Source organism: Burkholderiales bacterium (assembly GCA_023511995.1).
GTDB lineage: Bacteria > Pseudomonadota > Gammaproteobacteria > Burkholderiales > Thiobacteraceae > Thiobacter.
The window spans coordinates 117,947-143,257 of sequence record JAIMAL010000003.1; the positions used below are offsets into that span (position 1 = coordinate 117,947).

Annotated in this window: 28 protein-coding genes; 12 read left to right on the top strand and 16 right to left on the bottom strand. The window is 65.5% G+C overall.

What is annotated here, in order from left to right; genetic code table 11:
• Positions 1-99: 99 nt before the first annotated feature.
• From efp to ompR, 4 genes are read right to left on the bottom strand one after another with little or no spacing between them, the layout of a single operon-like run.
• Positions 100-657, bottom strand: a complete 558-nt coding sequence (gene efp / locus K6T56_02860; protein MCL6555284.1) for an elongation factor P — start codon at positions 655-657, stop codon at positions 100-102.
• 43 nt (positions 658-700) lie between these two features.
• Positions 701-1,843, bottom strand: a complete 1,143-nt coding sequence (gene earP / locus K6T56_02865; GenBank protein ID MCL6555285.1) for an elongation factor P maturation arginine rhamnosyltransferase EarP — start codon at positions 1,841-1,843, stop codon at positions 701-703.
• Positions 1,844-1,846: 3 nt separating this feature from the next.
• Complete coding sequence (locus K6T56_02870) at positions 1,847-3,157, bottom strand: HAMP domain-containing protein (protein ID MCL6555286.1); 1,311 nt, start codon at positions 3,155-3,157, stop codon at positions 1,847-1,849.
• A gap of 2 nt (positions 3,158-3,159) precedes the next feature.
• Positions 3,160-3,879 (bottom strand): two-component system response regulator OmpR, encoded by a 720-nt coding sequence (gene ompR / locus K6T56_02875; GenBank protein MCL6555287.1) that lies wholly within the window; start codon positions 3,877-3,879, stop codon positions 3,160-3,162.
• 196 nt (positions 3,880-4,075) lie between these two features.
• Here ompR and K6T56_02880 point away from each other — a divergent pair, with 196 nt between their 5' ends.
• From K6T56_02880 to K6T56_02925, 10 genes are read left to right on the top strand one after another with little or no spacing between them, the layout of a single operon-like run.
• Positions 4,076-4,429 (top strand): hypothetical protein, encoded by a 354-nt coding sequence (locus K6T56_02880; protein ID MCL6555288.1) that lies wholly within the window; start codon positions 4,076-4,078, stop codon positions 4,427-4,429.
• On the top strand, positions 4,392-4,796 hold the full coding sequence (locus K6T56_02885) for an EF-hand domain-containing protein (protein MCL6555289.1): 405 nt from the start codon (positions 4,392-4,394) through the stop codon (positions 4,794-4,796). Before K6T56_02880 ends, K6T56_02885 begins: the two co-directional genes overlap by 38 nt.
• 1 nt (position 4,797) lies before the next feature.
• Positions 4,798-6,234 carry a DUF1800 domain-containing protein gene (locus K6T56_02890; GenBank protein MCL6555290.1) on the top strand — a complete coding sequence of 479 codons (1,437 nt, stop codon included), beginning with the start codon at positions 4,798-4,800 and terminating at the stop codon, positions 6,232-6,234.
• Between the two features lie 10 nt (positions 6,235-6,244).
• Positions 6,245-7,405: a DUF1501 domain-containing protein gene (locus K6T56_02895; GenBank protein MCL6555291.1), complete on the top strand. Its 1,161-nt coding sequence runs from the start codon at positions 6,245-6,247 to the stop codon at positions 7,403-7,405.
• A 55-nt stretch (positions 7,406-7,460) separates the two neighbouring features.
• Entirely contained in the window at positions 7,461-8,126 is a 666-nt protein-coding gene (tsaB, locus tag K6T56_02900) for a tRNA (adenosine(37)-N6)-threonylcarbamoyltransferase complex dimerization subunit type 1 TsaB (protein ID MCL6555292.1), read from the top strand.
• The gene (gene rimI / locus K6T56_02905) at positions 8,123-8,584 is read left to right on the top strand and encodes a ribosomal protein S18-alanine N-acetyltransferase (protein MCL6555293.1); all 462 of its coding nucleotides are present in this window, start codon (positions 8,123-8,125) and stop codon (positions 8,582-8,584) included. The genes tsaB and rimI overlap by 4 nt, the downstream gene beginning before the upstream one ends.
• On the top strand, positions 8,581-9,267 hold the full coding sequence (locus K6T56_02910) for a uracil-DNA glycosylase (GenBank protein ID MCL6555294.1): 687 nt from the start codon (positions 8,581-8,583) through the stop codon (positions 9,265-9,267). The genes rimI and K6T56_02910 overlap by 4 nt, the downstream gene beginning before the upstream one ends.
• 17 nt (positions 9,268-9,284) lie before the next feature.
• Positions 9,285-9,923 (top strand): LemA family protein, encoded by a 639-nt coding sequence (locus tag K6T56_02915; protein MCL6555295.1) that lies wholly within the window; start codon positions 9,285-9,287, stop codon positions 9,921-9,923.
• 32 nt (positions 9,924-9,955) lie between these two features.
• On the top strand, positions 9,956-10,774 hold the full coding sequence (locus K6T56_02920) for a TPM domain-containing protein (GenBank protein MCL6555296.1): 819 nt from the start codon (positions 9,956-9,958) through the stop codon (positions 10,772-10,774).
• A gap of 2 nt (positions 10,775-10,776) precedes the next feature.
• A complete protein-coding gene (locus tag K6T56_02925) occupies positions 10,777-11,274 on the top strand; it encodes a TPM domain-containing protein (protein MCL6555297.1) in 498 nt (165 codons plus the stop codon).
• A 4-nt stretch (positions 11,275-11,278) separates the two neighbouring features.
• Here K6T56_02925 and lplT read toward each other — a convergent pair whose 3' ends face one another.
• Positions 11,279-12,547: a lysophospholipid transporter LplT gene (lplT, locus tag K6T56_02930; protein MCL6555298.1), complete on the bottom strand. Its 1,269-nt coding sequence runs from the start codon at positions 12,545-12,547 to the stop codon at positions 11,279-11,281.
• Between the two features lie 345 nt (positions 12,548-12,892).
• Here lplT and K6T56_02935 point away from each other — a divergent pair, with 345 nt between their 5' ends.
• Positions 12,893-13,786 (top strand): LysR family transcriptional regulator, encoded by an 894-nt coding sequence (locus K6T56_02935; GenBank protein ID MCL6555299.1) that lies wholly within the window; start codon positions 12,893-12,895, stop codon positions 13,784-13,786.
• Positions 13,787-13,812: 26 nt separating this feature from the next.
• Positions 13,813-14,136, top strand: a complete 324-nt coding sequence (locus tag K6T56_02940; protein ID MCL6555300.1) for a hypothetical protein — start codon at positions 13,813-13,815, stop codon at positions 14,134-14,136.
• A 13-nt stretch (positions 14,137-14,149) separates the two neighbouring features.
• Here K6T56_02940 and K6T56_02945 read toward each other — a convergent pair whose 3' ends face one another.
• The 11 genes from K6T56_02945 to trxB form a co-directional block, all read right to left on the bottom strand.
• Entirely contained in the window at positions 14,150-15,670 is a 1,521-nt protein-coding gene (locus K6T56_02945; GenBank protein MCL6555301.1) for a PhoH family protein, read from the bottom strand.
• Positions 15,607-16,074: a peroxiredoxin gene (locus K6T56_02950; GenBank protein ID MCL6555302.1), complete on the bottom strand. Its 468-nt coding sequence runs from the start codon at positions 16,072-16,074 to the stop codon at positions 15,607-15,609. Before K6T56_02950 ends, K6T56_02945 begins: the two co-directional genes overlap by 64 nt.
• An 83-nt stretch (positions 16,075-16,157) precedes the next feature.
• Positions 16,158-17,066 carry a 4-deoxy-4-formamido-L-arabinose-phosphoundecaprenol deformylase gene (locus tag K6T56_02955; protein MCL6555303.1) on the bottom strand — a complete coding sequence of 303 codons (909 nt, stop codon included), beginning with the start codon at positions 17,064-17,066 and terminating at the stop codon, positions 16,158-16,160.
• A 67-nt stretch (positions 17,067-17,133) separates the two neighbouring features.
• A complete protein-coding gene (locus K6T56_02960; GenBank protein MCL6555304.1) occupies positions 17,134-18,177 on the bottom strand; it encodes a bifunctional UDP-4-keto-pentose/UDP-xylose synthase in 1,044 nt (347 codons plus the stop codon).
• Between the two features lie 35 nt (positions 18,178-18,212).
• Positions 18,213-19,142, bottom strand: a complete 930-nt coding sequence (locus K6T56_02965) for a formyltransferase (protein ID MCL6555305.1) — start codon at positions 19,140-19,142, stop codon at positions 18,213-18,215.
• Positions 19,139-20,092, bottom strand: a complete 954-nt coding sequence (locus K6T56_02970; GenBank protein ID MCL6555306.1) for a glycosyltransferase — start codon at positions 20,090-20,092, stop codon at positions 19,139-19,141. Before K6T56_02970 ends, K6T56_02965 begins: the two co-directional genes overlap by 4 nt.
• Positions 20,089-21,210, bottom strand: coding sequence for a DegT/DnrJ/EryC1/StrS aminotransferase family protein (locus tag K6T56_02975; protein ID MCL6555307.1), 1,122 nt, complete (start codon positions 21,208-21,210; stop codon positions 20,089-20,091). The genes K6T56_02970 and K6T56_02975 overlap by 4 nt, the downstream gene beginning before the upstream one ends.
• A complete protein-coding gene (locus tag K6T56_02980) occupies positions 21,210-21,581 on the bottom strand; it encodes an EamA family transporter (GenBank protein ID MCL6555308.1) in 372 nt (123 codons plus the stop codon). The genes K6T56_02975 and K6T56_02980 overlap by 1 nt, the downstream gene beginning before the upstream one ends.
• On the bottom strand, positions 21,578-23,248 hold the full coding sequence (locus K6T56_02985) for a glycosyltransferase family 39 protein (GenBank protein ID MCL6555309.1): 1,671 nt from the start codon (positions 23,246-23,248) through the stop codon (positions 21,578-21,580). The genes K6T56_02980 and K6T56_02985 overlap by 4 nt, the downstream gene beginning before the upstream one ends.
• A gap of 190 nt (positions 23,249-23,438) precedes the next feature.
• Positions 23,439-23,987: a Smr/MutS family protein gene (locus K6T56_02990; protein ID MCL6555310.1), complete on the bottom strand. Its 549-nt coding sequence runs from the start codon at positions 23,985-23,987 to the stop codon at positions 23,439-23,441.
• Positions 23,987-24,934: a thioredoxin-disulfide reductase gene (gene trxB, locus K6T56_02995; protein ID MCL6555311.1), complete on the bottom strand. Its 948-nt coding sequence runs from the start codon at positions 24,932-24,934 to the stop codon at positions 23,987-23,989. Before trxB ends, K6T56_02990 begins: the two co-directional genes overlap by 1 nt.
• Between the last annotated feature and the right edge of the window lie 377 nt (positions 24,935-25,311).

Here is a 25,311-nt window from a genome sequence, read left to right on the forward strand (position 1 = left end):
GCCCATGAAAGGGCGCGCAGCCTGGCCTTTGGCATATGCCAAAGGCCATAGGCGAAAAAAAAAGCCAGGTGGTCCTGGCTTTTTTGGCGTGGGCGGGATTCAGGCGGTGATGCGGCGCCGGTATTCGTGGGTGCGGGTGTCGATCTCGATCTTGTCGCCGCTTTCGCAGAAGAGGGGCACCTGAATCTCGAAGCCGGTGGCAAGCCGCGCCGGTTTCATCACCTTGCCGGTGGTATCGCCCCGCACCGCGGGCTCGGTGGTGATTTCCCGGATGACGGTGGTGGGCAGCTCCACCGAGATGGCCTTGCCGTTGAAGAACACCACCTCCACCGGCATGCCGTCTTCGAGATAGTGGATGGCATCGCCCATGTTGTCCGCCTCGACCTCGTACTGCTCGAAGTTTTCGTCCATGAACACGTACATGGGATCGGCAAAATACGAGTAGGTCGCCGGCTTGCGTTCGAGAATGACCACGTCGAACTTGTCATCGGCCTTGTACACTGTCTCCGCCACCGAACCGGTGAGCAGATTCTTCATCTTGAGTTTGACCACCGCTGCATTGCGGCCGGAGCGGTTGTATTCGGCTTTCTGGACGACCATCGGATCCTTGCCGATCATCACCACGTTGCCTGCGCGAAGTTCCTGTGCGGTTTTCATCATGCTGCCTCAATGACCTTGGCTGAGTCTGAAAAACTTTGAATTATAACATCTTCCCGCAAAATTGCACCAGGAGGCTCGCCAGATCCGGCTGCCCCGCCAGGTGCTTCTCCCAGGCCGCGGCGTGGTGGGCGAGGCTTTCCCAATGCGCCTCGCAGGCCTGCCATGCCTCCCGGACGCCCGTCTGCCGATTCCAGGCCTGCCACAGGGCGCTCAGGGCATTCGCCGCCTGGGGCGGAAGACCGCTGACATAGACGGCGGTAAAGGCTTCAAGTTTCCTCCAGTGCGCGCCGTCCTCCTGGGGATAGATGTGCCAGGCAAAGGGACGTGCCGCCCACTGGGCGCGGACGAAGGAATCCTCGCCCCGCACGAAATTGAAATCACAGGCCCAAAGCAGCCGGTCGTATTCGTCCTGGGGCAGAAAGGGCAGGACCTGGACCCGCAGCATCCCCCGCTCCACCGCCTGCCCGGGCGCCAGGGGAAGCATGAGCGCCGCAGCCACCTGGGGCAGCAGGCGTCCCTCGGGGATCAAGCAGGTGACCGGCCGGGCGGAATGGGCGAGGACATGCAAAAGTTCCGCCACCGCCGCATTTTCGTAGGCGAAGAGGGAAATGCGGCGCTCCCCCGGCCGGGCGGGGCCCACCCCCCACCGCTGCCAGAAGGCGGCCTGCGCCGCGGGGTCGGCCTGAAAGGCGGCGCGTTGCCGTGTCAGGTCCCGCTCCCGCAAAAGCCCGCCAGTGTGGGCACCGAATCCCGGAAAGAAAAAATATTTCGTCAACGGCAGCCGCGGATGGGGCGACACCATCAGATGATGCTGCGGCACCCACGCCTCCGCGCTCAGGTATTCCAGATTGATCCAGAGGGGGGGCGGAGAGCGGCGGGCCATGGCGGCGAGGAAGGTTTCCGGCAGGGTGCAGCCAAAGGCTTCGATCACCCCGTCGTGGGGCACGACCTCGGGGAAGGGGGAAGGCCAGTGGCACACCTCCACCCCCGCCACCTGCTGGCTTGCGCGTGCGGCATCGAGCTGCGGCGTGAGCCGGGCCAGCACCTCGAGACGATCCACCCACAGGCGGACGGTGTGGCCGTATTCCTGCGCGAGCTGACGGGCAAGCCGCCAACTCACCCCTGCATCGCCGTAATTGTCGATGACGGTGCAGAAGATGTCCCAGCTGTTGCAGTCGGCCATGCCTTACGCTCTCAAAGGCAGGGTGATGCGCGCTTCCAGGCCGCCGCCGCCGCGCGGCAGCAATTCCAGGCGCCCGCCGTGCAGTTGCGCGATGCGGTCCACGATGGCCAGCCCCAGGCCGGCGCCGCTGGTTTCGCCGCGTGCGGTATCCAGCCGGGCAAAAGGCTGAATTGCCATGGCGGCCTCTGCCGGACCCAGGCCTGGACCGCGGTCGAGTACGCTGAGGAAGGCGAATCCGCCGGCGTGCTTCGTTTGCACGCTCACTTCATCGCCGCCATATTTGAAGGCATTGTCGAGCAGATTGCCAATCGCCCGCTGCATCGCCAGCGGCCGCAGACGCAAGCGGGGCAGGGGTTCCAGTACCGTGGTGAGGTGCTTTCCGGATCGGCGGTAGCGCTCGGCGAGTTCTGACACAAGTTGATTGAGGTCGGTGGACCTCGGTGCCTCCTGTTCCGCGCCGCGCGCGAAGGCGAGAAACTGGCCGATGATGGCGTCCAGATCGGCGATGTCCTCGATCATGCCCCGGTGAAGGGAGGCATCGACCTGATCCCGCAGCATCTCCACCGCCAGCCGCAGGCGCGCCAGCGGCGTGCGCAGGTCGTGGGAGACGCCGGCGAGCATCACCGTGCGCTCGCGGTTGAGGCGCGCCAGATCGCGGTTCATTTGATTGAAGCGGCGGGTAAGGGCGCGGATTTCCTGCGGGCCGGTCTCCGGCAGATCGGGGGGCTGCTCGCCCTTGCCCAGCTGTTCGGCCGCCGCCGCCAGGGCCCGTAACGGCTGGCTGACGCGCCAGACGATGAACCAGGCGGCGACCAGGGCCATGCCCATGCTCAATACGCCCCATCCGATCCAGCGCAGCGGCAGACTGTGCTCGATCGTGCTCAGGCGGGGTACGACCACCCAGTATTCGTGGCCGTCGATGTCGAAGCTGACCCATAGGCCGGGGATGCCGCGCAGACCCAGCGCCACCCGGGTCTGGGGCCCCAGCTCGCGGCGGATTTCCCGCGCCAGCAGGCGTGCCAGGGGGCGCTCGGGGAGGGGCGCGCGGATGTCGTCCGGCGCGACGGGATAGACGCGGATGCCCTCGCGCTCATACAACTCGCTCAACAGGAAGCGCCGTTTGTCCGGCGGCACGGCGAGCAGCGAGGTGCGGGTGAAAGTGACCAGGCCGGCCGCCTGGTGCGCGATCTGCTTGGCGCGCGGCTCGCGCTCGGCCTGGCGGGCCAGCGCCAACCAGATGAGCTGGCTGGCGATGATCACCAGGGCCATGAGGAGCACGGTGCGCCACAACAGGGAGCGCGGCAGCAGGATCATGATCAGGCGTCTTCGCTGGGGACGAAGACGTAGCCATAGCCCCAGACGGTCTGAATGAAACGTGGGTTGCCGGGGTCGCGTTCGATCAGTTTGCGCAGCCGGGAGATCTGCACGTCGATGCTGCGGTCGAAGGCTTCATGCTCGCGGCCGCGTGTCAATTCCATCAGCTTTTCCCGCGACAGGGGCTGATGCGGATGTTTGACCAGCACCTTGAGCAGCGCGAATTCGCCGTTGGTAAGGCTGATCGGCTCGTCGTTCCGGCTGAGCTGGCGTTTCGACAGATCCAGGCGGTAAGGACCGAAGACGAGGATCTGCCCGCCCGCTTCCGGCGCGCTGGCGGGCAGCGGGGTTCTGCGCCGCAGCACGGCATGGATGCGGGCCAGCAGTTCGCGCGGGTTGAAGGGCTTGGGCAGGTAGTCGTCGGCCCCCATCTCCAGGCCGATGATGCGGTCCACCTCGTCGCCGCGTGCGGTGAGCATGATGATGGGCAAATGCTCCGCCCTGGCCCTGAGCCGGCGGCAGATGGCGAGGCCGTCTTCACCCGGCAGCATCAGGTCCAGCACCATCAGATCGTAGTGGCTCCGTTCCAGACGCTTGTCCATGGCGGCCCCGTCGGCGGCGGTGTCCACGGTGAACCCTTGTTCGCTCAGATAGCGCGAGAGCAGATCGCGCAGGCGCAGATCATCGTCCACCACCAGGATCTTTTTTGCGGCACGGTTCATGGCCGTAATGCTAACGGGAACGAGCCGGCGGGGGAAAGCAGGGTGTAAACGTTCGTTGCATGGCAGGCCGATTGAAACAAGTCGTTACAATTCCGGTGGCCGACGCAACGTTTTGTTTACACCACTTGCCTAGAATGCGAAACGTCCGGATGCAACCGTCCGGCTCGTTCGATCCCTCTGCAAAAAGGAGATGACCATGAAACAGCTGCTAAGCCTTGCCCTCGTTTCCCTTGTCCTGGTATCCGCCTCTTCCTTTGCCGAGCCGCGCCGGCACCACCATCCCCGCGACCCCGGCGTGAACGCCCGCCAGCATGTGCAGGACGAACGCATTCGTCAGGGGGTGCGCTCGGGCGAACTGACGAGGGAGGAGACCCGCTCCCTGATGCAGGAGCGTAGAAACATCCGCCAGGAAGAGCGCGCCTACAAATCCGACGGCCACCTGACCCGGGAGGAGCGCAAGGATCTGCACCAGGACCTCAACGACCTGTCCCGCGACATCTACCAGGAGAAGCATGATGACGAGAAGCGTCCGCGCGCCCAGCGCAGGTAAGCCGCTGCGCTTCGAGGTCGTGGGCAAACCCGCCGTGAGAAGGCTGGGACAAGTGGCGCTCGCCTGTCTCGCGCTGGTGTGGGGGGCGGCGCTGGCGGCGGAATCCGCCACCCCAGCCCGCGCCACACCGGATGCGTCCCAGCGGCAACAGCGCGCCGAGCGGGCCAAAGCGCGCTGGCATGCGGCCGATACCAATCAGGACGGCCAATTGAGCCGCGAGGAGGTGGAGCGGGGCCTGCCCCGCCTGGCGCCGCACTTCGACAAGCTGGATGCCAACGGTGACGGACAGTTGACGCGCCAGGAGCTGCGTGCGGCCCATCGGGCGCGCAAAGGCGAGCGCCCGTCACCGCAGCAGCCGGCCAACTGACATGTCGCGGCGGCAACGCATGCAGGTCCTGTCGCGCGTGCTGCTCCTCGTGACGGCGTGGTGGAGCCTGGCGGCCTTTGCGGCCGGCATGGGCTACGACGACGCCCAGCACCTGTTGCTGCGCACCGGCTTCGCGCCGACAGAGGCGGAAGTCCAGGCCACCGCCCGCCTTTCGCGGCGCGAGGCGGTGGAGAAAATCCTGGCGGCGGCGACATCCCGGGCACGCACGCCGCCGCCGACCTGGGTGGATGAGCCGCCACGCTGGCCGCGACGCCTGAAGGATCTGAGCGAAGAGGAAAAGCAGGCGCTCTTCAGGGAGGAAATACGGCGCAGCCTCGAACTGCGCGCCTGGTGGTACCGCGAGATGCTTGCCACCCCCTCGCCGCTGACGGAGCGCATGACGCTTTTCTGGCACAACCACTTCGTCTCCAGCCAGCAGAAAGTCAAAGTGGCGCAGCTCATGTACCGGCAGAACCAGCTGCTGCGCAGCGAGGCACTGGGTAACTTCGCCACACTGCTGCATGCCATCGCCCGGGACCCGGCCATGGTCCTCTACCTGGACAGCGCCAGCAACCGGCGCGGGCAGCCCAACGAGAATTTCGCGCGCGAGTTGATGGAACTGTTCACCTTGGGCGCGGGGCATTACACCGAACAGGATGTCAAGGAAGCGGCGCGTGCGTTCACCGGCTGGAGCCTGGACCGGGCGAGCGGTGAATTTCGCTTCCATCCCCGCCTGCACGATGACGGGCGAAAGACGGTATTGGGCCACAGCGGCATGCTGGATGGTGATGACGTGATCGACATCCTGCTGGCGCAGCCGGCGACGGCGGAATTCATCGTCACCAAACTGTGGCGGGAGTTTGTCTCCCCCGAGGTCGATCTGGCCGAGGTCAGGCGGCTCGCCGAGGTTTTCCGCTCCGCGCACTATGAGCTGAAACCGCTGCTGCGCGCGCTGTTCCTGTCGGATGCGTTCTGGGCCAGGGAGAACCGGGGTGCGCTGATCAAATCCCCGGTGGAGTTGTTGGTGGGAACGGTCCACCAGTTTGGACTGGACGATCTGGACGCGCGACTTCTGGCGGTGGCGGGCCGCTCGCTCGGACAGGATCTCTTTGCCCCGCCCAACGTGAAAGGCTGGCCGGGCGGCGAGGCGTGGATCAACAGCACCACACTCCTTGCGCGCAAACAAATTCTGGCGCGAATGTTCCGGGCGGAGGAAATGCCGGTCGACGGCCGTGATGGACCGATGGCAGGCAAGGGGATGCGCCCGCTCTTCGACGCGGCGCGTTTCTTCGACGGATTCCCCGGCGGCGAGGCGGAGCGCCGCACCCAGGTGCAGCGGCTCGTGCTGGGCGAGGCCCCCCGGCCGCCGCTGGCGGCGGACGACCGGCTGGAATTCCTGCGCCAGCTCGTGCTCGATCCGGCGTACCAGCTGAAATGAGGAGGTCATGATGCGACGTCGTGATTTTCTGGGCGCCCTGGGCCTGGTCCCGCTTTTCATCGCATCGCCCCGTCTCGCCTTTGCCGCGTCAGTCGCCCCTTACCGGAATCTCCTGGTGCTGATCGAACTCAAGGGCGGAAACGATGGGCTCAACACGCTCGTGCCCTATGCCGATCCCGCCTACTACCGGCTGCGTCCACGCATCGGCATTGCGCGGGACGCGGTGCTGCAACTGGATGCGCAGGTGGGCCTGCATCCGGCTTTGCAGCCGCTGATGGCGCTGTGGCAGGCGGGGGAGCTGGCCATCGTGCAGGGGGTGGGCTATCCCGACCCCAATCTGTCGCATTTTCGCTCCATCGAGATCTGGGATACCGCGTCGCGCTCGGACGAGTATCTGCCGGACGGCTGGCTCGCACGGGTCTTCCAGGCCAACCCGGTGCCCCGGTCCTTCGCGGCGGACGGCGTGGTGGTCGGCGCGGCGGAGCTCGGGCCCTTGAATGGGCGCGGCGCGCGCGCCATCGCCCTGACCCATACCGAACAGTTTCTGCGCCGCGCGCGCCTCGCCGATGACGTGGCGACCCGGCCCGCCAACGCGGCGCTGGCACACATCCTCAAGGTGGAACACGACATCGCACAGGCCGCAAGCGGACTGGCGGGCAATCAGGCGTTGCGTACCGCATTCCCGCCCGGACCCTTCGGCAATGCGCTGAAGACCGCGGCCGAGGTGGTGGCGGGGAGCGCCGGCGTGGCCGTGGTGCGCGTCACGCACCCTGGCTTCGACACCCACGGTGGCCAACCCCCTGTGCACGAGCGGCTGTTGCGGGAGTTGGCCGAGGGGCTGACCGCCTTCCGTGCCGCGATGCGGGAAATCGGCCGCTGGGACAGCACCTTGGTGATGACCTATTCCGAATTCGGCCGGCGGGCCCAGGAGAATGGCAGCCTGGGCACGGACCACGGCACGGCCAACGTCCACTTCGTACTGGGTGGCAAGGTGCGGGGCGGTCTTTACGGGGAGGCGCCAAGCCTTGCGCGCCTGGAAGGTGGCAACCTGATGTACACGGTGGACTTCCGTTGCCTCTATGCGACCATCATCGAGAAAGGGTGGGGGCTCAGCGCGGCCGGCGTGTTGAACGGAAAATTCCCGGCGCTCGATCTGCTGCGCGCTGCCTGACAGGGCGGGGGCTGACCGCTGCAGGGGCCGGCAGGCTCACCGGTATAATCCCCCCATGCGGCTTCTCGCCTTCGACACTTCCACCGAATATCTCTCCGTTGCCGTGCGCCTGGCGGGCCGGACCTTGAGCCGCGATCTGCATGCGGTGCAGAGCCACTCCGAGCTCCTTCTCGATCTGGTGGGCTCACTCCTTGCCGAAGCGGGGGTGACCCTGGCTGATCTCGATTGCATCGCCTTCGGCCAGGGGCCGGGCACTTTCACGGGGCTGCGCATCGGTTGCGGCGTGGCCCAGGGGCTGGCCTTCGGCGCCGATCTGCCGGTGGCGCCGGTCTCGACGCTCCTTGCGCTTGCGGAAGGCAGCCGCGGGGAGCGGGTGATCGCCTGCCTCGACGCGCGCATGGGCGAGGTCTACCATGCGGCCTATGTGCGCGGGGAGGACTGGCGGGTGGAAAGCCCGCCGGTGCTTTGCGCACCCACGGCGGCACCCTTGCTGCAAGGTGGGGAGTGGACGGGCGTGGGCAGCGGTTTTTCCGTTCACCACACCGCCCTGGCGCAACACTATGCGGGGCGCCTGGTGCGGGTGGATGGCACCCTGTTTCCCCATGCGGCGGACATCGCCGCCCTCGCGGAGCGCGCGGGCCCAGCGGGCTGGGTGGCGCCCGAGCTGGCGCTTCCCCACTACATTCGTGACAAGGTCGCCCTCACCCTCGCCGAACGATGAATGCGCAACCCAGGGAGACGCCGGATTTCCGGCCCATGCGGCCGGAGGATCTGCCCCGCGTGATGGAGATCGAGCGGGATCTCTATCCCTTTCCCTGGACGGAGGGCAATTTTCGCGACTCCTTACAGGCGGGGTATAGTTGCTGGGTCTGCCAGGTGGCGGGTCACACCGTGGGTTATGCGGTGCTCATGCTGGTGGCGGACGAGGCACACGTGCTCAACATCGCCATTGCCCGCGCCTGGCAACGGCGGGGGCTGGGCAGCAGCCTCATGCGCCATCTCATCGGGCTGGCCCGGCACTATGGGGCGCGGGAGATTTTCCTCGAGGTGCGTCCCTCCAACACGGCCGCGCGGCGCCTCTACCACGGCATGGGCTTCAACGAGGTGGCGCGCCGTCGCAACTACTATCCCGCCCACGGCGGCCGCGAGGACGCCATCCTGATGGCCATGACGCTATGAAGCGCCTGCCCGCGAGCTGGCTTGAGGAGCTGGAGCTTCACCCCCTCTGGCGCCGGCGGCCGCCGCCCTCGCCCAAGGTGGCGGAGGCGGAGGATGACGTGGCCACGCTGGATTGGGCGGCGTTGAAGGCGGCCGTGGCCCGCTGCACCCGCTGCAAGCTGGCGGAAGGCCGCACCCAGACCGTGTTCGGCGTGGGCGATGAGCAGGCGGACTGGCTCTTCGTGGGCGAGGCCCCGGGGGCGGAGGAAGACCTCAAAGGGGAGCCCTTCGTGGGCGCCGCTGGCAAGCTCCTCGACAACATGCTCGCCGCCATCGGGCTGCGCCGGGGCGAAGGCGTGTACATCGCCAACGTGGTGAAATGCCGGCCTCCTGGCAACCGCAATCCGGAAGCGGACGAGATCGCCGCCTGCGCGCCCTATCTCGATCGACAGATCGCCCTTGTCGCGCCGCGTCTCATCGTCGCCCTGGGCAAGGTGGCCGCCGTGCGCCTGCTGGGCCGGGAGGCGAGCATTGCCAGTCTGCGGGGCAAGCTCTGGGAATACCGCGGCCGCCCGCTCATCGTCACCTATCATCCGGCCTATCTGCTGCGCAACCTGCCGGACAAGGCGCGCGCCTGGGAGGACCTCTGTTTCATCCGCGAGCAGATGCAGCGTCTTTTGGCACTGCCGCGGCCCCCATCCTGACCGAGAAGGAGTGTTCCATGCACAAGCTGTTGTCTTCGTTGCTGCTCATCTTCCTGGCCTTTGGCCTTTCCGGTTGCGGCTACAACCGGCTGCAGGCCGAGGACGAACAGATCAAGGCCGCCTGGGCCGAGGTCCTCAATCAATACCAGCGGCGGGCGGACCTGGTGCCCAACCTCGTCAATGTGGTCAAGGCCTATGCCGCCCACGAGAAAGAGGTCCTCACCCAGGTGACCGAGGCGCGGGCGCGGGTGGGGAGCATCCAGGCCACGCCAGCGCTTCTCGATGATCCCCAGGCGTTCCAGCGCTTCCAGGCTGCGCAGGGGGAGCTGGGCAGCGCCTTGAGCCGCCTATTGGCGGTTGCGGAAAACTATCCCCAGCTCAAGGCGGACGGTCTGTTCCGTGATCTGCAGGCGCAGTTGGAAGGCACGGAAAACCGCATCGCGGTGGCGCGCAACCGCTATATCCGGGCGGTGCAGGAATACAACACCACGGTCCGTCAGTTCCCCAGCAACCTGACGGCAATGCTGTTCGGCTTCAAACCCAAGCCCAACTTCACCGTGGAAAACGAGAAGGAGATTTCCAGAGCACCCAAGGTGGATTTCGGCCCGGGGCCCACGCCCCCCTCGCCCTCCGGCGCTGAGTATTCCACCCAGTGAGGGCAAGGGTGAGCCGCGCCTTACGCCTTTTCATGGCGGTGGTCTGGCTTGCCTTGACCCCGCCGGCCATCGCCCAGCAGCCGGTGCCGCCGTTGGCGGCGCGGGTGATGGATCTCACGGGCATCCTCAAGCCCGCTGAGCGGGCGGAGCTGGAAGGGCTGCTTGCCGGGCTTGAGGCGCGCAAGGGGGCGCAGATCGCCGTCCTCATCGTGCCCACCACCCGGCCGGAAACCATCGAACAATACGCGCGGCGGGTGCTGGATGAGTGGAAACTCGGGCGGCGGGGCATCGATGACGGCGCGCTGCTGCTCGTGGCCATGCAGGACCGGGCGGTGCGCATCGAGACCCAGTACGGGCTGGAAGGCGTGATCCCGGATGCCGTCGCCAAGCGCATCATCGAGGAGGACATGCTGCCTCGCTTCCGTCAGGGGGATTTCGCCGGTGGCATTCGCCGCGGTGTGGAACGCCTGGTGGAGCGGGTGGAAGGGGAGCCTTTGCCGCCGCCCCCGCCGGCCAAAACAGGCGGCGGACCCGCCGAGTTTTTGCCCCTGGTGGCATTCGCCGTGCTGATCGTGGGGCGCTTCCTCACCGCGTTGTTGGGGCAGCTTTTGGGCGCAGGCCTGGGGGCGGCCCTGGTGGGGATCTTTTTGTGGCTGGCCACGGGTTCGCTGCTCCTGGGCCTGATCGCCGGAGGGGTGGTGTTCGTGCTCCTCCTTGCCGGCATCGGGATGGGAGGTGGCGGCTGGGGTGGCGGCTTTCCCGGTGGGGGCTTTGGCGGCGGCTACAGCAGCGGGGGCTTTCGCGGCGGTGGCGGGCTTGGCGGCGGCGGAGGCGCCTCGGGGAGGTGGTAACCATGTCCTGGCTTCGCGTTCTGCGCCATCTCTTCTTCCCACCCTGGTGGGTGAGGGTGAGGTTTCCCCGGCGGGTGCTGGATGCCATCGAGCAGGCCATCCAGACCTCCGAGCGGCAACACCGGGGCCAGATTCGTTTTGCCATCGAGGCAAGCCTGGCTCTCCCCCTGCTCCTCAAGGGGGTGAGTCCCAGAAAGCGCGCCGAAGAGGTGTTCGCGCTGTTGCGGGTATGGGATACCGAGGAGAACAACGGGGTGCTGATCTATGTGCTGCTCGCCGATCGGGACGTGGAGATCGTCGCCGACCGGGGCATTGCCGCAAAGGTGGAGCCGCTTCAGTGGGAGACGATCTGTCGGCAGATGGAACAGGCGTTCGCCCGCGGGGATTTCGAGGGTGGGGCACTGGTGGCGATTCGCGCCGTTGGCGAACACCTCGTCCGCCATTTTCCCGCGCAGGCGGGCACGGCCAACACCCTGTCGGACCGGCCGGTGGTGCTCTGAAGATTCAGGGATGGCTGGAGGTGCGCGCCACCTCCAGCAGGCGGGCGATTTCCGCACCGTTTAGGCGCACATTGCGCCGGTGCCACCCCATCACCAGCACCATGGTGGCAGAGACGAACAGCCCAAACAGGGCGATGGCGGCATAAACGTGGAGTCCCAAGCGGCCGAGCAGGTAGTAGGCCCCTACCATGATGAGGATGCCGGCGTTCTCGTTGAAATTCTGCACGGCGATGGAGTGCCCGGCCCCCACCAAGATGTGCCCCCGGTGTTGCAGCAGGGCATTCATGGGGACGACGAAAAAGCCGGCGGCGGCCCCCACCAGCACCAGCACCCCCTGCGCCAGGGTGGGGTCCCGCACGAAGATCATCACGCACACCAGAAGTCCCATGGCCACCCCCACCGGCAGGACGCGCAGGGCGCGGTGGATGGGGATGAGCCAGGCGGCGGCCACGGCGCCGGCGGCGATGCCGATCGCGGCGATGGCCTGGAGGGTGCTCGCCTGCTCCACGTCCAGGCCCAGGGCGGCCTTGGCCCAGTCGATGACGATGAATTGCAGCGTGGCGCCGGCAGCCCAGAACAGGGTGGTGACGGCCAGGGAAATCTGCCCCAGTTTGTCCGTCCACAATACCTTCACGCAATGGGCGAAATCTCGCATGAGGTACCAGGGATTGCGCTTGAGGGGCTTGTGGTCCACGCCGGTGTTGGGGATGTAGAAGTTGATCAGCGCCGCCAGGAGATAGAGCAGGCCGATGACGGCGATGGCCGCGGCAGCAGGCGTCTCGATGCCAGGCAGGCCAAGGCCCGTGAGGCTGGTGCTCACGGGGGGCAAAAGGAGCTTGCCGCCGAGATAGACACCCAGAATGATGGCGGAGACGGTCAGGCCCTCGATCCAGGCGTTGGCGGTGACCAGCAGACGGGGCGGCAATAGCTCGGTGAGGATGCCGTATTTGGCGGGGGAATAGGCGGCTGCACCCAGGCCGACGATGCCGTAGGCGAGCAGCGGATCGACGTGGAAGAAGAGCGCCGCGCAGCCTGCGATCTTGATGCCGTTGCTGATCAGCATCACCCTGCCCTTGGGCATGGAATCGGCGAAGGCCCCGACGAATGCGGCAAGCACCACGTAGGAGATGGTGAAGTAGAACTTGAGGAGGGGCGCGTACTCGGGGCTGTTGTAGAAATCCCGCAGGACGACGATGGCGGCGATGAGCAGGGCGTTGTCGGCGAGGGCCGAACAGAACTGGGCGGCCATGATGGTATAGAAGCCGCCCGGCATGCGTTGCTGCGGGGAAATCAAGGTGCGACAGCCGGCGTCATGGCCGGTTCCAACGAGGCATGCGGCTTTATACCATGAAGCGGCTGCGGGCGTAAGCGCGCCTCACGGCGAAGGCTTTTTACCTGCTTTGGCGGGGCGAAAGCGGCTTTCTGGCCTTCGCCGCGCGTTTGTGCTTAAATGCTAACCCCTCCGGCTTGATACCCGGCGGGTCAATCCCGGGCTTGCCGGGGGAGGAGATAGGCAGGGGTCATGGCGGGGCCTGCCCGCCCGGGGCGGCCGCCGTGCCCGCAAGCTGCGGCGGCTTTCCGCCGGAAAGTTTCCCGGGCAGCTCAAGCAGGTTCTTCCATGGCGGATCGTCGTCTCCAGGTCTTCTACACCGTTGCCAAGCAGCTCTCCTTCACCAAGGCGGCGGAGCTCCTTTACATGACCCAGCCGGCGGTGACCTTCCAGGTCAAGCAGCTGGAGGAGCATTTCAACACCCGTCTTTTCGAGCGCAGCCATAGCAAAATCACGCTCACGCCGGCGGGGGAACTCGCGCTCCAGTACGCGGAGAAAATCCTTGCCCTTACCCGGGAAATGGAAACCCGCATGGGTGAGCTTACCGGACAGGTGTCCGGCACCCTCATGGTGGGGGCGAGCACCACCATCGCCGAATACATGCTGCCGCGCCTTCTGGGCGAATTCAAAAACCGCTATCCCCAGGTGCACTGCCGGTTGACGGTGGCCAACTCGGAAACCATTGAATCCAAAGTCGCCGATCACACCCTCGACATGGGGCTCATCGAGGCGCCCTCCCACCATCCGCAACTGGAGGCGGAAGTGGTGGCGGATGACGAACTGGTGGCCATCTGCGCGCCGGGTCATTCCATCGCCCAACTGGCTGCGGTCACCCCGCAGCAACTGGCGGAGCTGCCCTATGTGAGCCGGGAGGATGGCTCAGGCACGCGCGAGGTGGTGGACGCCTATTTTCGTGCCAACGGCGTGCAGCCCGACGATCTGCACATCGTCATGGAGCTGGGCAGCCGTGAGGCCATCAAGGGTGCGGTGGAGGCGGGGCTGGGCATTGCCATCGTCTCCCGCGCCACCATCAGCAAGGAAACCAAGCTGGGGGACCTGGTGGCCGTTCCCCTCGACCCGCCGCTGCACCGTCCGCTATCCATGGTCTATGCGCGGGAGAAGTTCCGCTCGCGGCTTTTGCAGACCTTCCTCGATTACGTCCGCTCGTCGCTCGCCACGTGACCATGGCGCCAGAGGAAAAGCGGCTGTTGCAATTGCTCCGCAGACTGCCGCCGTCGGATCGGGAAACCCTGTTGAGTTTTGCCGAATTCCTGGCCGCCCGCGCCCCGGCGCCCGATCTGCCCCGGGAACCTTTGCCCATCCCGCGTCCCCGCGAGGAAAAGGTGGTCCATGCCATCCGGCGGCTGCGGGAGACCTATCCCATGCTGGATCACGGGAAAATGCTCAACGAGGTGTCCCAGCTCATGACCCAGCACGTGGTGCAGGGACGCCCCGCGGCGGAGGTGATCGACGAGCTGGAGCTGCTCTTCCGCGCCCACTATGAGCGGCTGCAGGGCGGCGGAGAGGAATGAAGTCGCGGCCGCCTCAGAGGATCTCCGAGGCGTGATCGGCAAGCCGCGACCGCTCCCCGCGCAGCAGGGTGACATGTCCGGAATGGGCCCAGCCCTTGAAGCGGTCCACCACATAGGTAAGGCCCGAACTCCCTTCGGTGAGATAGGGGGTGTCGATCTGGGCAATGTTGCCCAGGCACACCACCTTGGTGCCGGGGCCGGCGCGGGTGATGAGGGTCTTCATTTGTTTCGGTGTGAGGTTCTGTGCCTCATCAATGATGAGGAATTTGTTGATGAAGGTGCGGCCCCGCATGAAGTTCAGGGACTTGATCTTGATGCGTGAGCGGATCAGGTCCTGGGTGGCGGCGCGGCCCCATTCCCCAGCCTCGTCATCGGTTTTGTTGAGCACGTCCAGGTTGTCTTCCAGCGCCCCCATCCAGGGCGTCATTTTTTCCTCCTCGGTGCCGGGAAGAAAGCCGATGTCCTCCCCCAGGGGCACGGTGACGCGGGTCATGATGATTTCGTTGTAGCGTTTTTCCTCCAGCACCTGGGTGAGACCCGCGGCCAGGGTGAGCAGGGTCTTGCCGCTGCCCGCCTGCCCCAGGAGGGTGACGAAATCGATGTCCGGATTCATGAGCAGGTTGAGGGCGAAGTTCTGTTCCCGGTTGCGCGCGGTGATGCCCCAGACGTTGTTCCTGGGATGGGTGTAATCGCGCACCGTCTGCAGCAGGGCGCTACTGCCCACCCGCTCCTTGACGATGGCGTAAAAGGGTCGGTCCCCTTCCTGATAGACGAACTCATTGACCAGAAGCTCCCGGCACAGGGGGCCGCGGATGCGATAGAAGGTCCGTCCGCCTTCCTGCCAGGATTCCATGCCCTTGCCGTGGGTGTCCCAGAAATCCGGCGGCAGCGGCCGCACGCCGGTGTACAGGAGGTCGGTGTCCTCGAGCACCTTGTCGTTGTAGTAATCCTCCGCCGGTAGGCCCAGCGCACGCGCCTTGATGCGCATGTTGATGTCCTTCGACACCAGCACCACTTCGCGTTCGGGATAAAGCCGCTTGAGGTGAAGGGTGACACCGAGGATCTGGTTGTCGCCGTTGCTGCCGGGCAATCCCGCCGGCAGCTCGCCGCTGACGGCGATGGTCTGCAGAAACAGCCGACCGGTGGCGGCTTCACCACTGAAGGGGCCAAGGGGAATGCCCTGCTCGATATTGGCCTCGTGGGAGACGATCTGGTCGAGGAAGCGGCTGGCCTGACGCGCATTGCGGGCCACTTCCGTCATCCCCTTCTTGTTGTTGTCCAGCTCCTCCAGGGTCATCATCGGCACGTACACGTCGTGTTCCTCGAAGCGGAACAGACTGGAGGGATCGTGCATGAGCACGTTGGTGTCGAGGACGAACAGTTTGCGGCTCGGGGTCTTGCGTTTTCCCTTGCGGGAGGATTTGGCCATGGCGTGAGGGGGATCGGGAGGCAGAAAACTTTCGTCCAGAGTCATAGGTGCCTGATGAAGTCGAGAACTTCTTCTGCATGGCCCGGCACCTTCACCCCACGCCATTCCCGCGCCAGGACGCCGTCACGGCCGATGACGAAGGTGCTGCGTTCGATGCCCCGCACCTGTTTGCCATAAAGGGTTTTCAGCCTGATGACACCGAAGAGATTGCACACGGTTTCCTGCGGGTCGCTCAAAAGGTCGAAGGGCAGGCCGAGTTTTGCCTTGAAGTTGGCGTGGGATTTCAGGCTATCGCGGGAAATGCCGAACACTTCGGCACCCGCCTTCACCAGGGCGCCGTGAATGTCGCGGAAGGCCGCCGCCTCGTTGCTGCAGCCGGGGGTGTTGTCCTTGGGATAGAAGTAGAGCACCAGGATGCGGCCGCGGTGGTGGGAAAGGCGGAAGGGTTTGCCGCTGGTCGAGGCCAGTTCGAAATCGGGGACGGGTTGACCCACCGCCACTTCAGCCATGGCCGCCCCGGAACCTGCGCGTCGGACTCATGGGGCCATTGTTCGCAAAATCGGCAAAAAACGCAAGCCGGGGGTGCGAGGCCTCAGCCGGGAAAAGGCGGGCCCTGCAGCAGCAGAACACCCGCACGGCCGGGTACCGGGCCCAGAATCAGCTCGTGATAGGGCAGGCGTTCCGGATCCAGTGTTGCCCACAGGCCGGCGAGGTCGGTGAGTTCATAGCCCTGCTCCCGCCAGCCGCTGAGGAGCCGCTCGAAAACCGGCGCCAGCGCCCCGCCCTCCAGTTCCGCATGGAGGGTGAAGACATGGCCGGTGGCGGGCGACTCAAGGGTCATGCCCAGCAGATGATCGGCCACGTTCTCTTCCGTGATGTCCTCGCGGCCGATGAGTTCATCCAGGGTAGGCAGGGTGGTGGGCAGTTGCGGACAGGCGATGGGCTCGCCCCGCCACACCGGCCAGAAGGGGTGTGTGCCGCGGCTGTCGGAGGCATAGCGCAGACCAAGGCGTTGTTCCAGGCGCAGGGCGTGCCCGTTCATCTGCCAGCCGGCGGCCCCATGCACCTGGGGGCGGAGGGCGAAGAGCTCTTCGAAGCGCTGCCAGGCCGCTTCCATCTCCCGCCGGGTCCAGGTCGCATCGGCGTCTGCCACGTGATCCTGCCAGCGCACATGGTCGTAGCTGTGGATGCCCACCTCGAAACCTGCGGCGTGCACCGAGCGAAGCAGCGCGGCGGCGCGCCGGCCGATGTCGGGACCGGGCAGCAGCGTGCCGTAGAGGAGGGTGCGCAGGCCGTAATGGCGCATGACCGAGGTGCGCCGCACCTTGGCGAGGAAACCCCGGCGGAAGACGCGCCGCAGCGCCCGGCCGGTGTGATCCGGCCCCAGGCTGAAGAGAAAGGTCGCCGGCGCCTCATGCCGCTTTAGGATTTCCATGAGCCGCGGCACGCCTTCCAGGGTGCCGCGATAGGTGTCCACATCGATCTTGAGGGCGAGTTTCATGGCACCGGCCTTCTACCCCAAAGGGGATGGCGGATACAGGGGCTTTGCGTGCCCGTGCTGAAGGGCTTCATTCGACCAGCTTGCGCGCCTCCGCCACCTGGTCCTTGTAGGCATCGAAGATGTGTCGGAGGGCTTCCTCCATGCCGACCTTGGGCTTCCAGTCGAGGTCGCGCATGGTGTTGTCGATGCGGGGCACGCGGTTTTGCACATCCTGGTAGCCCTGGCCGTAGTAGTCGTCGGAACGGGTCTCCACCATTCTCACCCGCGCCGCCGTGTCCCGGTATTCCGGGTAGGTCATGGCCAGCTTGAGCATCATCTGCGCCAGTTCCCGCACCGAGTAGTTGTTGGCCGGATTGCCGATGTTGTAAATCTTGCCGCTGGCCACGCCATTCCTGTTCTCGATGATTTTCATCAACGCATCGATGCCATCGGAGGCATAGGTGAAGGAGCGCCGCGCATGGCCGCCGTCCACCAGCTTGATGTCCTCTCCCCGTACGATGTGGCCGAGGAACTGGGTGATGACCCGCGAGCTGCCTTCCTTCGGTGTGAAGATGGAATCCAGCCCGGCGCCGATCCAGTTGAAGGGGCGGAAGAGCGTGTAGTCGAGCCCCTGCTCCATGCCATAGGCATGGATGACCCGGTCCATGAGCTGCTTGGAGCAGGCATAAATCCAGCGCGGTTTGTTGATGGGGCCATAAACCAGTTCCGAGGTCTCCGGGTCGAAGGCCTCATCCCGGCACATGCCGTACACCTCGGAGGTGGAGGGGAAGATGAGGCGTTTGCGGTACTTCACGCATTGGCGGACGATGGGCAGATTGGCCTCGAAATCCAGCTCGAAGACACGCAGCGGCTCGCGCACATAGGTGGCCGGGGTGGCGATGGCCACCAGGGGGATCACCGTATCGCATTTGCGGATGTGGTATTCGATCCATTCCTTGTTGATGGTGATGTCCCCTTCGAAGAAGTGGAAACGGGGATGGTGCATGAGACCCGCCACCCGGTCGCTTGCCATATCCATGCCGTACACCTCCCAGTCGGTGGTGTCGATGATGCGCCGGGAGAGGTGATGACCGATGAAGCCGTTGACGCCAAGGATGAGGATGCGTTGCATGGGTTTTCCGTCATGAAGGAGAAAAATTGTTCGAATCACCCCGAGCCCAACGGCCAGGGACCAGGCCCGCACAGCGCCGGCAGGGTGGCGGCGGTGACCATCTGCCCTTCCACTTCCAGTTCCAGAACCCGCAGAAGGCCGCCGTCGCAGCCGTGGATGAGGAGCCGTTCGTTTTCCGCAATCAGGGTGGCGGTCAGTGTCGGCGACCGCCGCTCCGGGAGCAGCCGGGTGCGCAGCAGGCGCGCCGGGCGGCCGGCGACGGTGCACAGGGCACCCGGGAAGGGGGGCGCCACCGCTCGCACCAGATCATGGATGGCGCGCGCCGGACGTGACCAGTCGATGCGGCCATCCTCCGGCCGCCGGGCGCCGAAATAGGAGCCCTGGCTGAGATCGAGGGGAATGCGGGGCGCAGTGCCATTGATGAGGGCCGGCAGGCTGCGGTGCAACACCATTTCCGCCGCGCAGGTCACCTTGCGGAAGACGTCGAGGGCGGTGTCGTCGGGGAGGATGGGAACCGCCTGCTGGTCCACCAGGTCGCCGGCGTCCGGCTTCTCCGTCATGTAGTGGAGCGAGGCGCCGGTTTCCCGCTCCCCATGGAGGATGGCCCAGTTGATGGGCACGCGCCCCCGGTACTTGGGCAGCAGCGAACCGTGTATGTTGAGGGCCCCGCGGCGGGGAAGGGAAAGCAGGGGTGCCTTGAGCATCTGGCGGAAATAGAAGGAAAACAGGAAATCCGGCCGGGCGGTGGCCACCGCGCGCACGATCTCCCCCTCGTTGGCATCTTCCGGCATGAGCACGGGCAGGTCGTGCTCGGCGGCAAGCTTGGCCACGCTGGCAAACCAGATGGGCTCCCCCGGCGCATCGCGATGGGTGACCACCAGGGGCACCTCGACCCCCTGGGCCAGCAGCACGGAAAGACAGCGCACCCCCACGTCGTGATAGGCGAAGACGACGGCGGTGGTCATCGCGTCCCGTCTGCCTGCGGCCGCTCCAGGATGGCCTGGATGACATAGCGTGGCCGCGTGCGTACCTGCTGATAGATGCGGCCCACGTATTCGCCCAAAAGGCCGATGCCGAAGAGGGCAATGCCGATGAGGAAGAAGAGAATGGCAAAGAGGGTGAACAGCCCCTCCGCCTCCGGCCCGACGATCAGGCGGCGAATGGCCAGGAAGACGAAGAAGGCGGCCGACAGCAGGGAGACGGCGATACCGAAGAGGGAGAACATCTGCAGCGGCACGATGGAAAAGGCGGTCATCAGATCGAAATTGAGCCGGATCAGCCGGTAGAGGGAATACTTGGATTCCCCCGCCGCGCGCTCCTCATGCTCCACCACTACCTCGGTGGGGTTGCGGGCGAAGGTGTAGGCCAGGGCGGGAATGAAGGTGTTCACTTCCGAGGTGCCATTGATGAGATCGACGATCTGCCGGCTGTAGGCGCGCAGCATGCAGCCCTGGTCGGTCATTTTCACATGGGTGATGCGTTCCCGTAGCAGGTTCATCGCCCGTGAGGCCCAATGGCGCCAGGCGCTGTCCCTGCGCTGGCGGCGGATGGAGCCCACGTAGTCGAAGCCCTCATCCATGCGGGCGAGGAGTTTGCCGATTTCCTCCGGGGGGTTCTGCAGATCGGCATCCAGGGTGACGATGCGCTCGCCCCGTACATGCTGGAAGCCGGCGAGGATGGCCAGATGCTGGCCGAAGTTGCCGTTGAGGAGGATCACCCGGGTGACGTCCGGCCGCTTTTCGAACTGTTCCGCAAGCAGCGCGGCGGAACGGTCACGGCTGCCGTCGTTGACGAAAATCACTTCGTAACTGCGTTTGAGCCCATCCAGAGCCGGATAAAGGCGGGCAAACAATGCAGGCAGGGCCGCCTCCTCGTTGTAGACCGGGATCACCACCGAGACCTCCGGTACCCTCATGCGGCCTCCTTCAGCACCTCGCCCAGGGTGGCGCACACCCGGTCCACGTCAGCTTCCGTCATCGCAGGGAAAAGGGGCAGGGTGACGATGGAGCGGCCGATTGCCTCAGCCACGGGGAAATCCCCTTCCCGCCAGCCCAGCTGGCGATAGAGCTCGAAGCGGTGTATGGGCGGGTAATGCACGCCAATCCCGATGCCGCGCGCCTTCATGCGCGCGATGAACTCGCCGCGGGAGATGCGCATGCGCTCGAGGGGCAGAAGCACCTGGAACATGTGCCAGTTGCTCTGCTCGAAGTCGGCCACCGGCAGGCCAAGGCCCAGGGTTCTGTCCAGCCTTTCGAAGTAGCGCGCGGCGAGCTGTCGCCGCCGGGTGGTGAATTCCGCGAGTCGCCTGAGCTGGGTAAGGCCAATGGCCGCGGCGATGTCCGTGAGGTTGGCCTTGCCCCCCAGCACGTCCACACTCATCTCCCCATCCGGGTGACGCACCACGCCCTGCAGACGGAGTTTTTCCGCCAGCGGCGCGGCCGCGGGGTCGGGCAGAACCAGCGCGCCCCCCTCGCCGGTGGTGATGTTCTTGTTGGCATGGAAGCTGAAGGCGACGAAATCGCCGAAGCTGCCCAAAAACTGCCCCCGCCAGGAGGCGCCGAAGGACTGCGCCGCATCCTCGATGACGCGCAGGCCGTGTTTTTGCGCCAGCGCATAGAGCCGGTCGCGGTCCACCGGCAGCCCGGCCAGGTCCACCGGCATGATGGCCCGCGTGCGCGGGGTGATGGCGGCTTCCACCCGTTCGAGGTCGATGTTGCGGCTGGCCGGCTCCACATCCACGAACACCGGCCGCGCACCCACGGTGAGGATCACGTTGGCGGTGGCCACCCAACTGAGCGGTGTGGTGATCACTTCGTCACCGGCACCGATGCCGGCGATGCGCAGGGCGGTTTCCAGGGCGGCGGTGCCGGAGCTGAAGACCCGCACCGTGCGGCCACCGCAAAGGCTGGACAGGGCCGCCTCGAAGGCCTGGCAGCGGGGACCAGTGGTGAGCCAGCCGGAGCGCAGCACTTGCGTCACTTCAGCGATGGTGTCCTCGTCGATGGAGGGACGGGTGAAGGGAAGAAACTCCATCAGGAACGGGCAACGATATAGACGCCGAGAATGATGATGCCGATGCCGAGAAGGCGGGTGAGGGTGACGGCCTCGCCGAAGAAATACCAGGCGGCGATGGCGTTGATGACATAGCCGACGGAGAGCATGGGGTAGGCGATGCTCACCTCCACCCGGGACAGGGCCATGATCCAGACGACGAGGCTTATGGCATAGCACACCATGCCGGCGAGGATATAGGGTTGGGTGGCCAGTTTCAGCCCTACCGGCCAGGCGTTGTCCACGGTGAAGGCGAAATGTCCCACGGCATTGGTGCCCGCCTTGAGCAGAAGCTGCGCGAGCGCGTTGAGCAGTACGCCGGTGAAGATGAGAAAGGCGGCAACGGGCGTCATGGGCGGGGTGGAGCAATGGCCACGTGCTCCCGGTCGAAAACCAGAAGCCGGTGGGGCAGATGATCCCGCAGTTCCCCATAGGTGGCGGGGGAGAGGATCACCACCACGTCACGGGCGGCGGGAAAATGGGCAAGGAAATCCGCCCGCTGCGGGCCACGCAGGGCGGGCTCCTGTTCAAGGCCAAAGCGCATTTCGTCTTCGTAATCCACCAGGGTGCAGGTCCGTTTCAGATAGAAGGGCAGCGTCTGGTCATACATGCCCAGGCAATAGAGGCGGTCGGTGGCTTTAAGCAACGGGGCCAGCTTGCGCGCGAAATCATAACCCGAATTGAGGGGCGCGAGGGATTCATGGCCGGTCACGATGGCCTGGGCAAGCAGAAGCCCCCCGCTGGCGACGGTGACGAAGGCGGCAAGGTTTAGGCGCCGCCGCAAAAGCCGATCGGCCACAACAAAGGCGATGAGCATGACGATTCCGCCGGCGGCAAGCCACTTTCCGTACCGGCCGTAGAGGGCGGGATCGGCCGCGGCATGGCTTTCGAAGAGGAAAAGGGCGGCACCTGCCAAAAGTCCTGCGACAGCGGCGCCAAGCCAAAGCTGCCGGCGGGCCGACGCCGTGTCGGCTGAAGCCAGCGTCTCACCGATGAGGAGCGCCAAAGCGGGGAAGACGGGCAGGATGTAGCCCGGCAGCTTCGATTGGGAAAGGCTGAAAAACACCATTACCACCACAACCCACAGACCCAGGAAAAGACGGGGCTTGAGGGGCAGGCCGGCCGGCGCCGTGGGGCAGACCGTGCCAGTGCCAACGCCCTGCTTTTCGGCGGAAAAGGCGCGCCAAAGCGCGTGAAAGAGACTGCCAAGCCAGGGCAGGCTGCCCAAAAGGAGGAGCGGGATATAGTCGTACCACGGGTGGTAACGGTGGTGCACGCGGGTGAGGAAACGCTCGAAATGTTCGTGGATGAAAAAGAAGCGGGGAAATTCCGGATTGGCCAGGGAGACGGCGATGAACCAGGGGGCGGCGATGAGGAAAAAAAGGGCAAGGCCCCCTGCCGCATGAAGCCGTCGCCAGGGGGTGGTCTGCCGCGTGACGAGGGTGTAAAGGATGAGGGTCAAGGCCGGCAGGACCAGGCCGATGAGTCCTTTGCTGAGCAGGGCGAAGGCCGCGGCCGCCCAGGCAAGGAGCATGAAGCGGCGCTCCCGGGCGGGGGTGTCCGCGGTCTGCGCGAGGAGGAAGGCGATGAGGGCAAGCTCAAGAAAAAAACTCACCCCCATGTCGAGGGAGCTCAGGTGCCCGGCGAGGACATAGAAGCTCATGGAGGCCAGCACCAGTGCGGCCAACAGCCCGGCTTTTTCACCGAAGAGACGCCGGCCGGCGAACCAGGCCAGGACCACGCCCAGCCAGCCGGTGAGTGCGGTCCACAGGCGCGCCGTCCACTCGTGCTCGCCGAAGAGGCGGTAGGCCGCCGCCGTGGCCCAGTATTGCAGGGGCGGCTTCTCGAAATACTTGATGCCGTTGAGGCGGGGCGTCACCCAGTCGCCGCTCGCCACCATCTCCCGGGCAATTTCGGCGTAGCGGCCTTCGTCCGGGCGGATGAGGTGGCGGTAATCGAGATTGCCGAACCAGACCAGGGTGAAGAGAACGAAGAGGGCGAAGGTAAGGCGGCGGGACATGGGGCGCAGAATGGACGGAACAACTTAAGGGGTGCTTAAACCCAGATTGTCCATTAGACCGGCCTGAGCCTACAGGGGAGACGGGTAGGGCTGGCAAACATCTGCGGCATCTCACATTCCGGGTTAAACCATCCTGCCCCGTTTCCGCTCAAGCGGCCCGCCGGGGCAGGGGGGACGATGCGCGCCCCTTTCACCGCGCCGCTTTCAGCATGACGATGACGGCGCCGCTTCCCCCATCGCAGGGTCTGGCTTCGACGAAGGCGAGCACTTCATCCCGCTGCATGAGCCAGCCGCGCACCTTGTGTTTGAGCACCGGCTCCCGGTTCTTCGAGCGCAGGCCCTTGCCGTGGACGATGCGCACGCAGCGGATGTCGCGTCTGCGGCAGGCCTGCAGAAACTCCACAAGGCGCAGGCGCGCCTCGTCGCAGGTGAGACCATGCAGGTCGAGCTCCCCTTCGATCACCCAGTGGCCGCGGCGCAACCGGCGCAGCACCTGGGGCGACAGTCCCGGACGCAGATAACGGAGTTCCTCGCCGGTTTCGGCGTCTTCCCAGGGCACGACGTCGGAGAGCATGTCGGTGAGCACGCGCCGTTCGTCCAGGAGGCGCTGGCGGGGAATGGGGCGCAGACGCGGCCGGCGCGGCTCGATGCGGCCATCGTCCGGCAAAGGGCGCGCCCCGGCTACGGCGGCGCGGAAGAGTTCGGCCTCGGTGGGCGGGCAGCCGGGTTTGCCGTTCATCACTTCAGGCTGTCGAGGTAGCGTTCCGCATCCAGAGCCGCCATGCAGCCGCTGCCCGCACTGGTGATGGCCTGGCGGTAGACGTGATCCTGTACGTCGCCGGCAGCGAACACGCCAGGGATGCTGGTGGCGGTGGCGTTGCCGTTGCGGCCGCCACGGGTGACGATGTAGCCGTTTTCCATCTCCAGTTGGCCGACGAAGATGTCGGTGTTGGGCTTGTGGCCGATGGCGATGAAAACGCCGGTGACTTCGAGTTCCTTGCTGCTGCCATCGTTGCGTTTGATGCGCACACCGGTCACCCCGCTCTTGTCGCCCAGAATCTCGTCCACCTGGCTGTTGAGTTCCAAGCTGATGTGACCCTCCTTCACCCGCTGCATGAGTTTGTCCACCATGATCTTCTCGGCACGGAAGGTGTCGCGGCGGTGAATCAGGGTGACATGGCTGGCGATGTTGGCCAGATACAGGGCCTCCTCCACCGCAGTGTTGCCGCCTCCCACCACCGCCACCTTCTGCCCCTTGTAGAAGAATCCGTCGCAGGTGGCGCAGGCCGACACCCCCTTGCCCATGAAGGCCTGTTCCGAGGGCAGGCCCAGATATTTGGCGGAGGCGCCGGTGGCGATGATCAAGGCATCGCAGGTGTAGGTGCCGGCATCCCCCACCAGGGTGAAGGGGCGCTCGGTGAGTTTGGCGGTGTGGATGTGGTCGAAGATGATTTCCGTGTTGAAACGCTCCGCATGCTGCTGCAGGCGCTGCATGAGTTCGGGCCCCTGCACGCCGTTGACGTCGCCAGGCCAGTTGTCCACGTCGGTGGTGGTCATGAGCTGCCCGCCCTGGTTGAGGCCGGTGATGAGCACCGGCTTGAGATTGGCCCGCGCGGCATAGATGGCCGCGGTGTAGCCGGCGGGGCCGGAACCGAGGATGAGCAGGGAGCAGTGCTTGGTGGCCATGGATATCCTCCTGTGAGGTCCGAAAAGTCCACGATTCTATCAAACTCACGGTGCCGGCAAACTCACGGTGCCGGCAAACTCACGGTGCTGGCAAACTCACGGTGCTGGCAAACTCACGGTGCTGGCAAACTCACGGTGCTGGCAGACTCACGCTCCTGGCCGTGCTGCGCGCCTCTCGCGCAAAGCGCGTCTTCCGTCACCGTTTCCTTCCGCTTCCTCCCCTCCCCCCGGGCCGAGGCCGATTGGGGCCGGCAAGCCGCAAATCTGCGATAATGAACTTTTCCCGGTTGTGCTTCCATGGGTGGATTCAATCTCGAAGTGCAACGCGGCTGTATGATTGCATAAATACCTGATGAGGTGTTTTCCAGTTCAGGCGT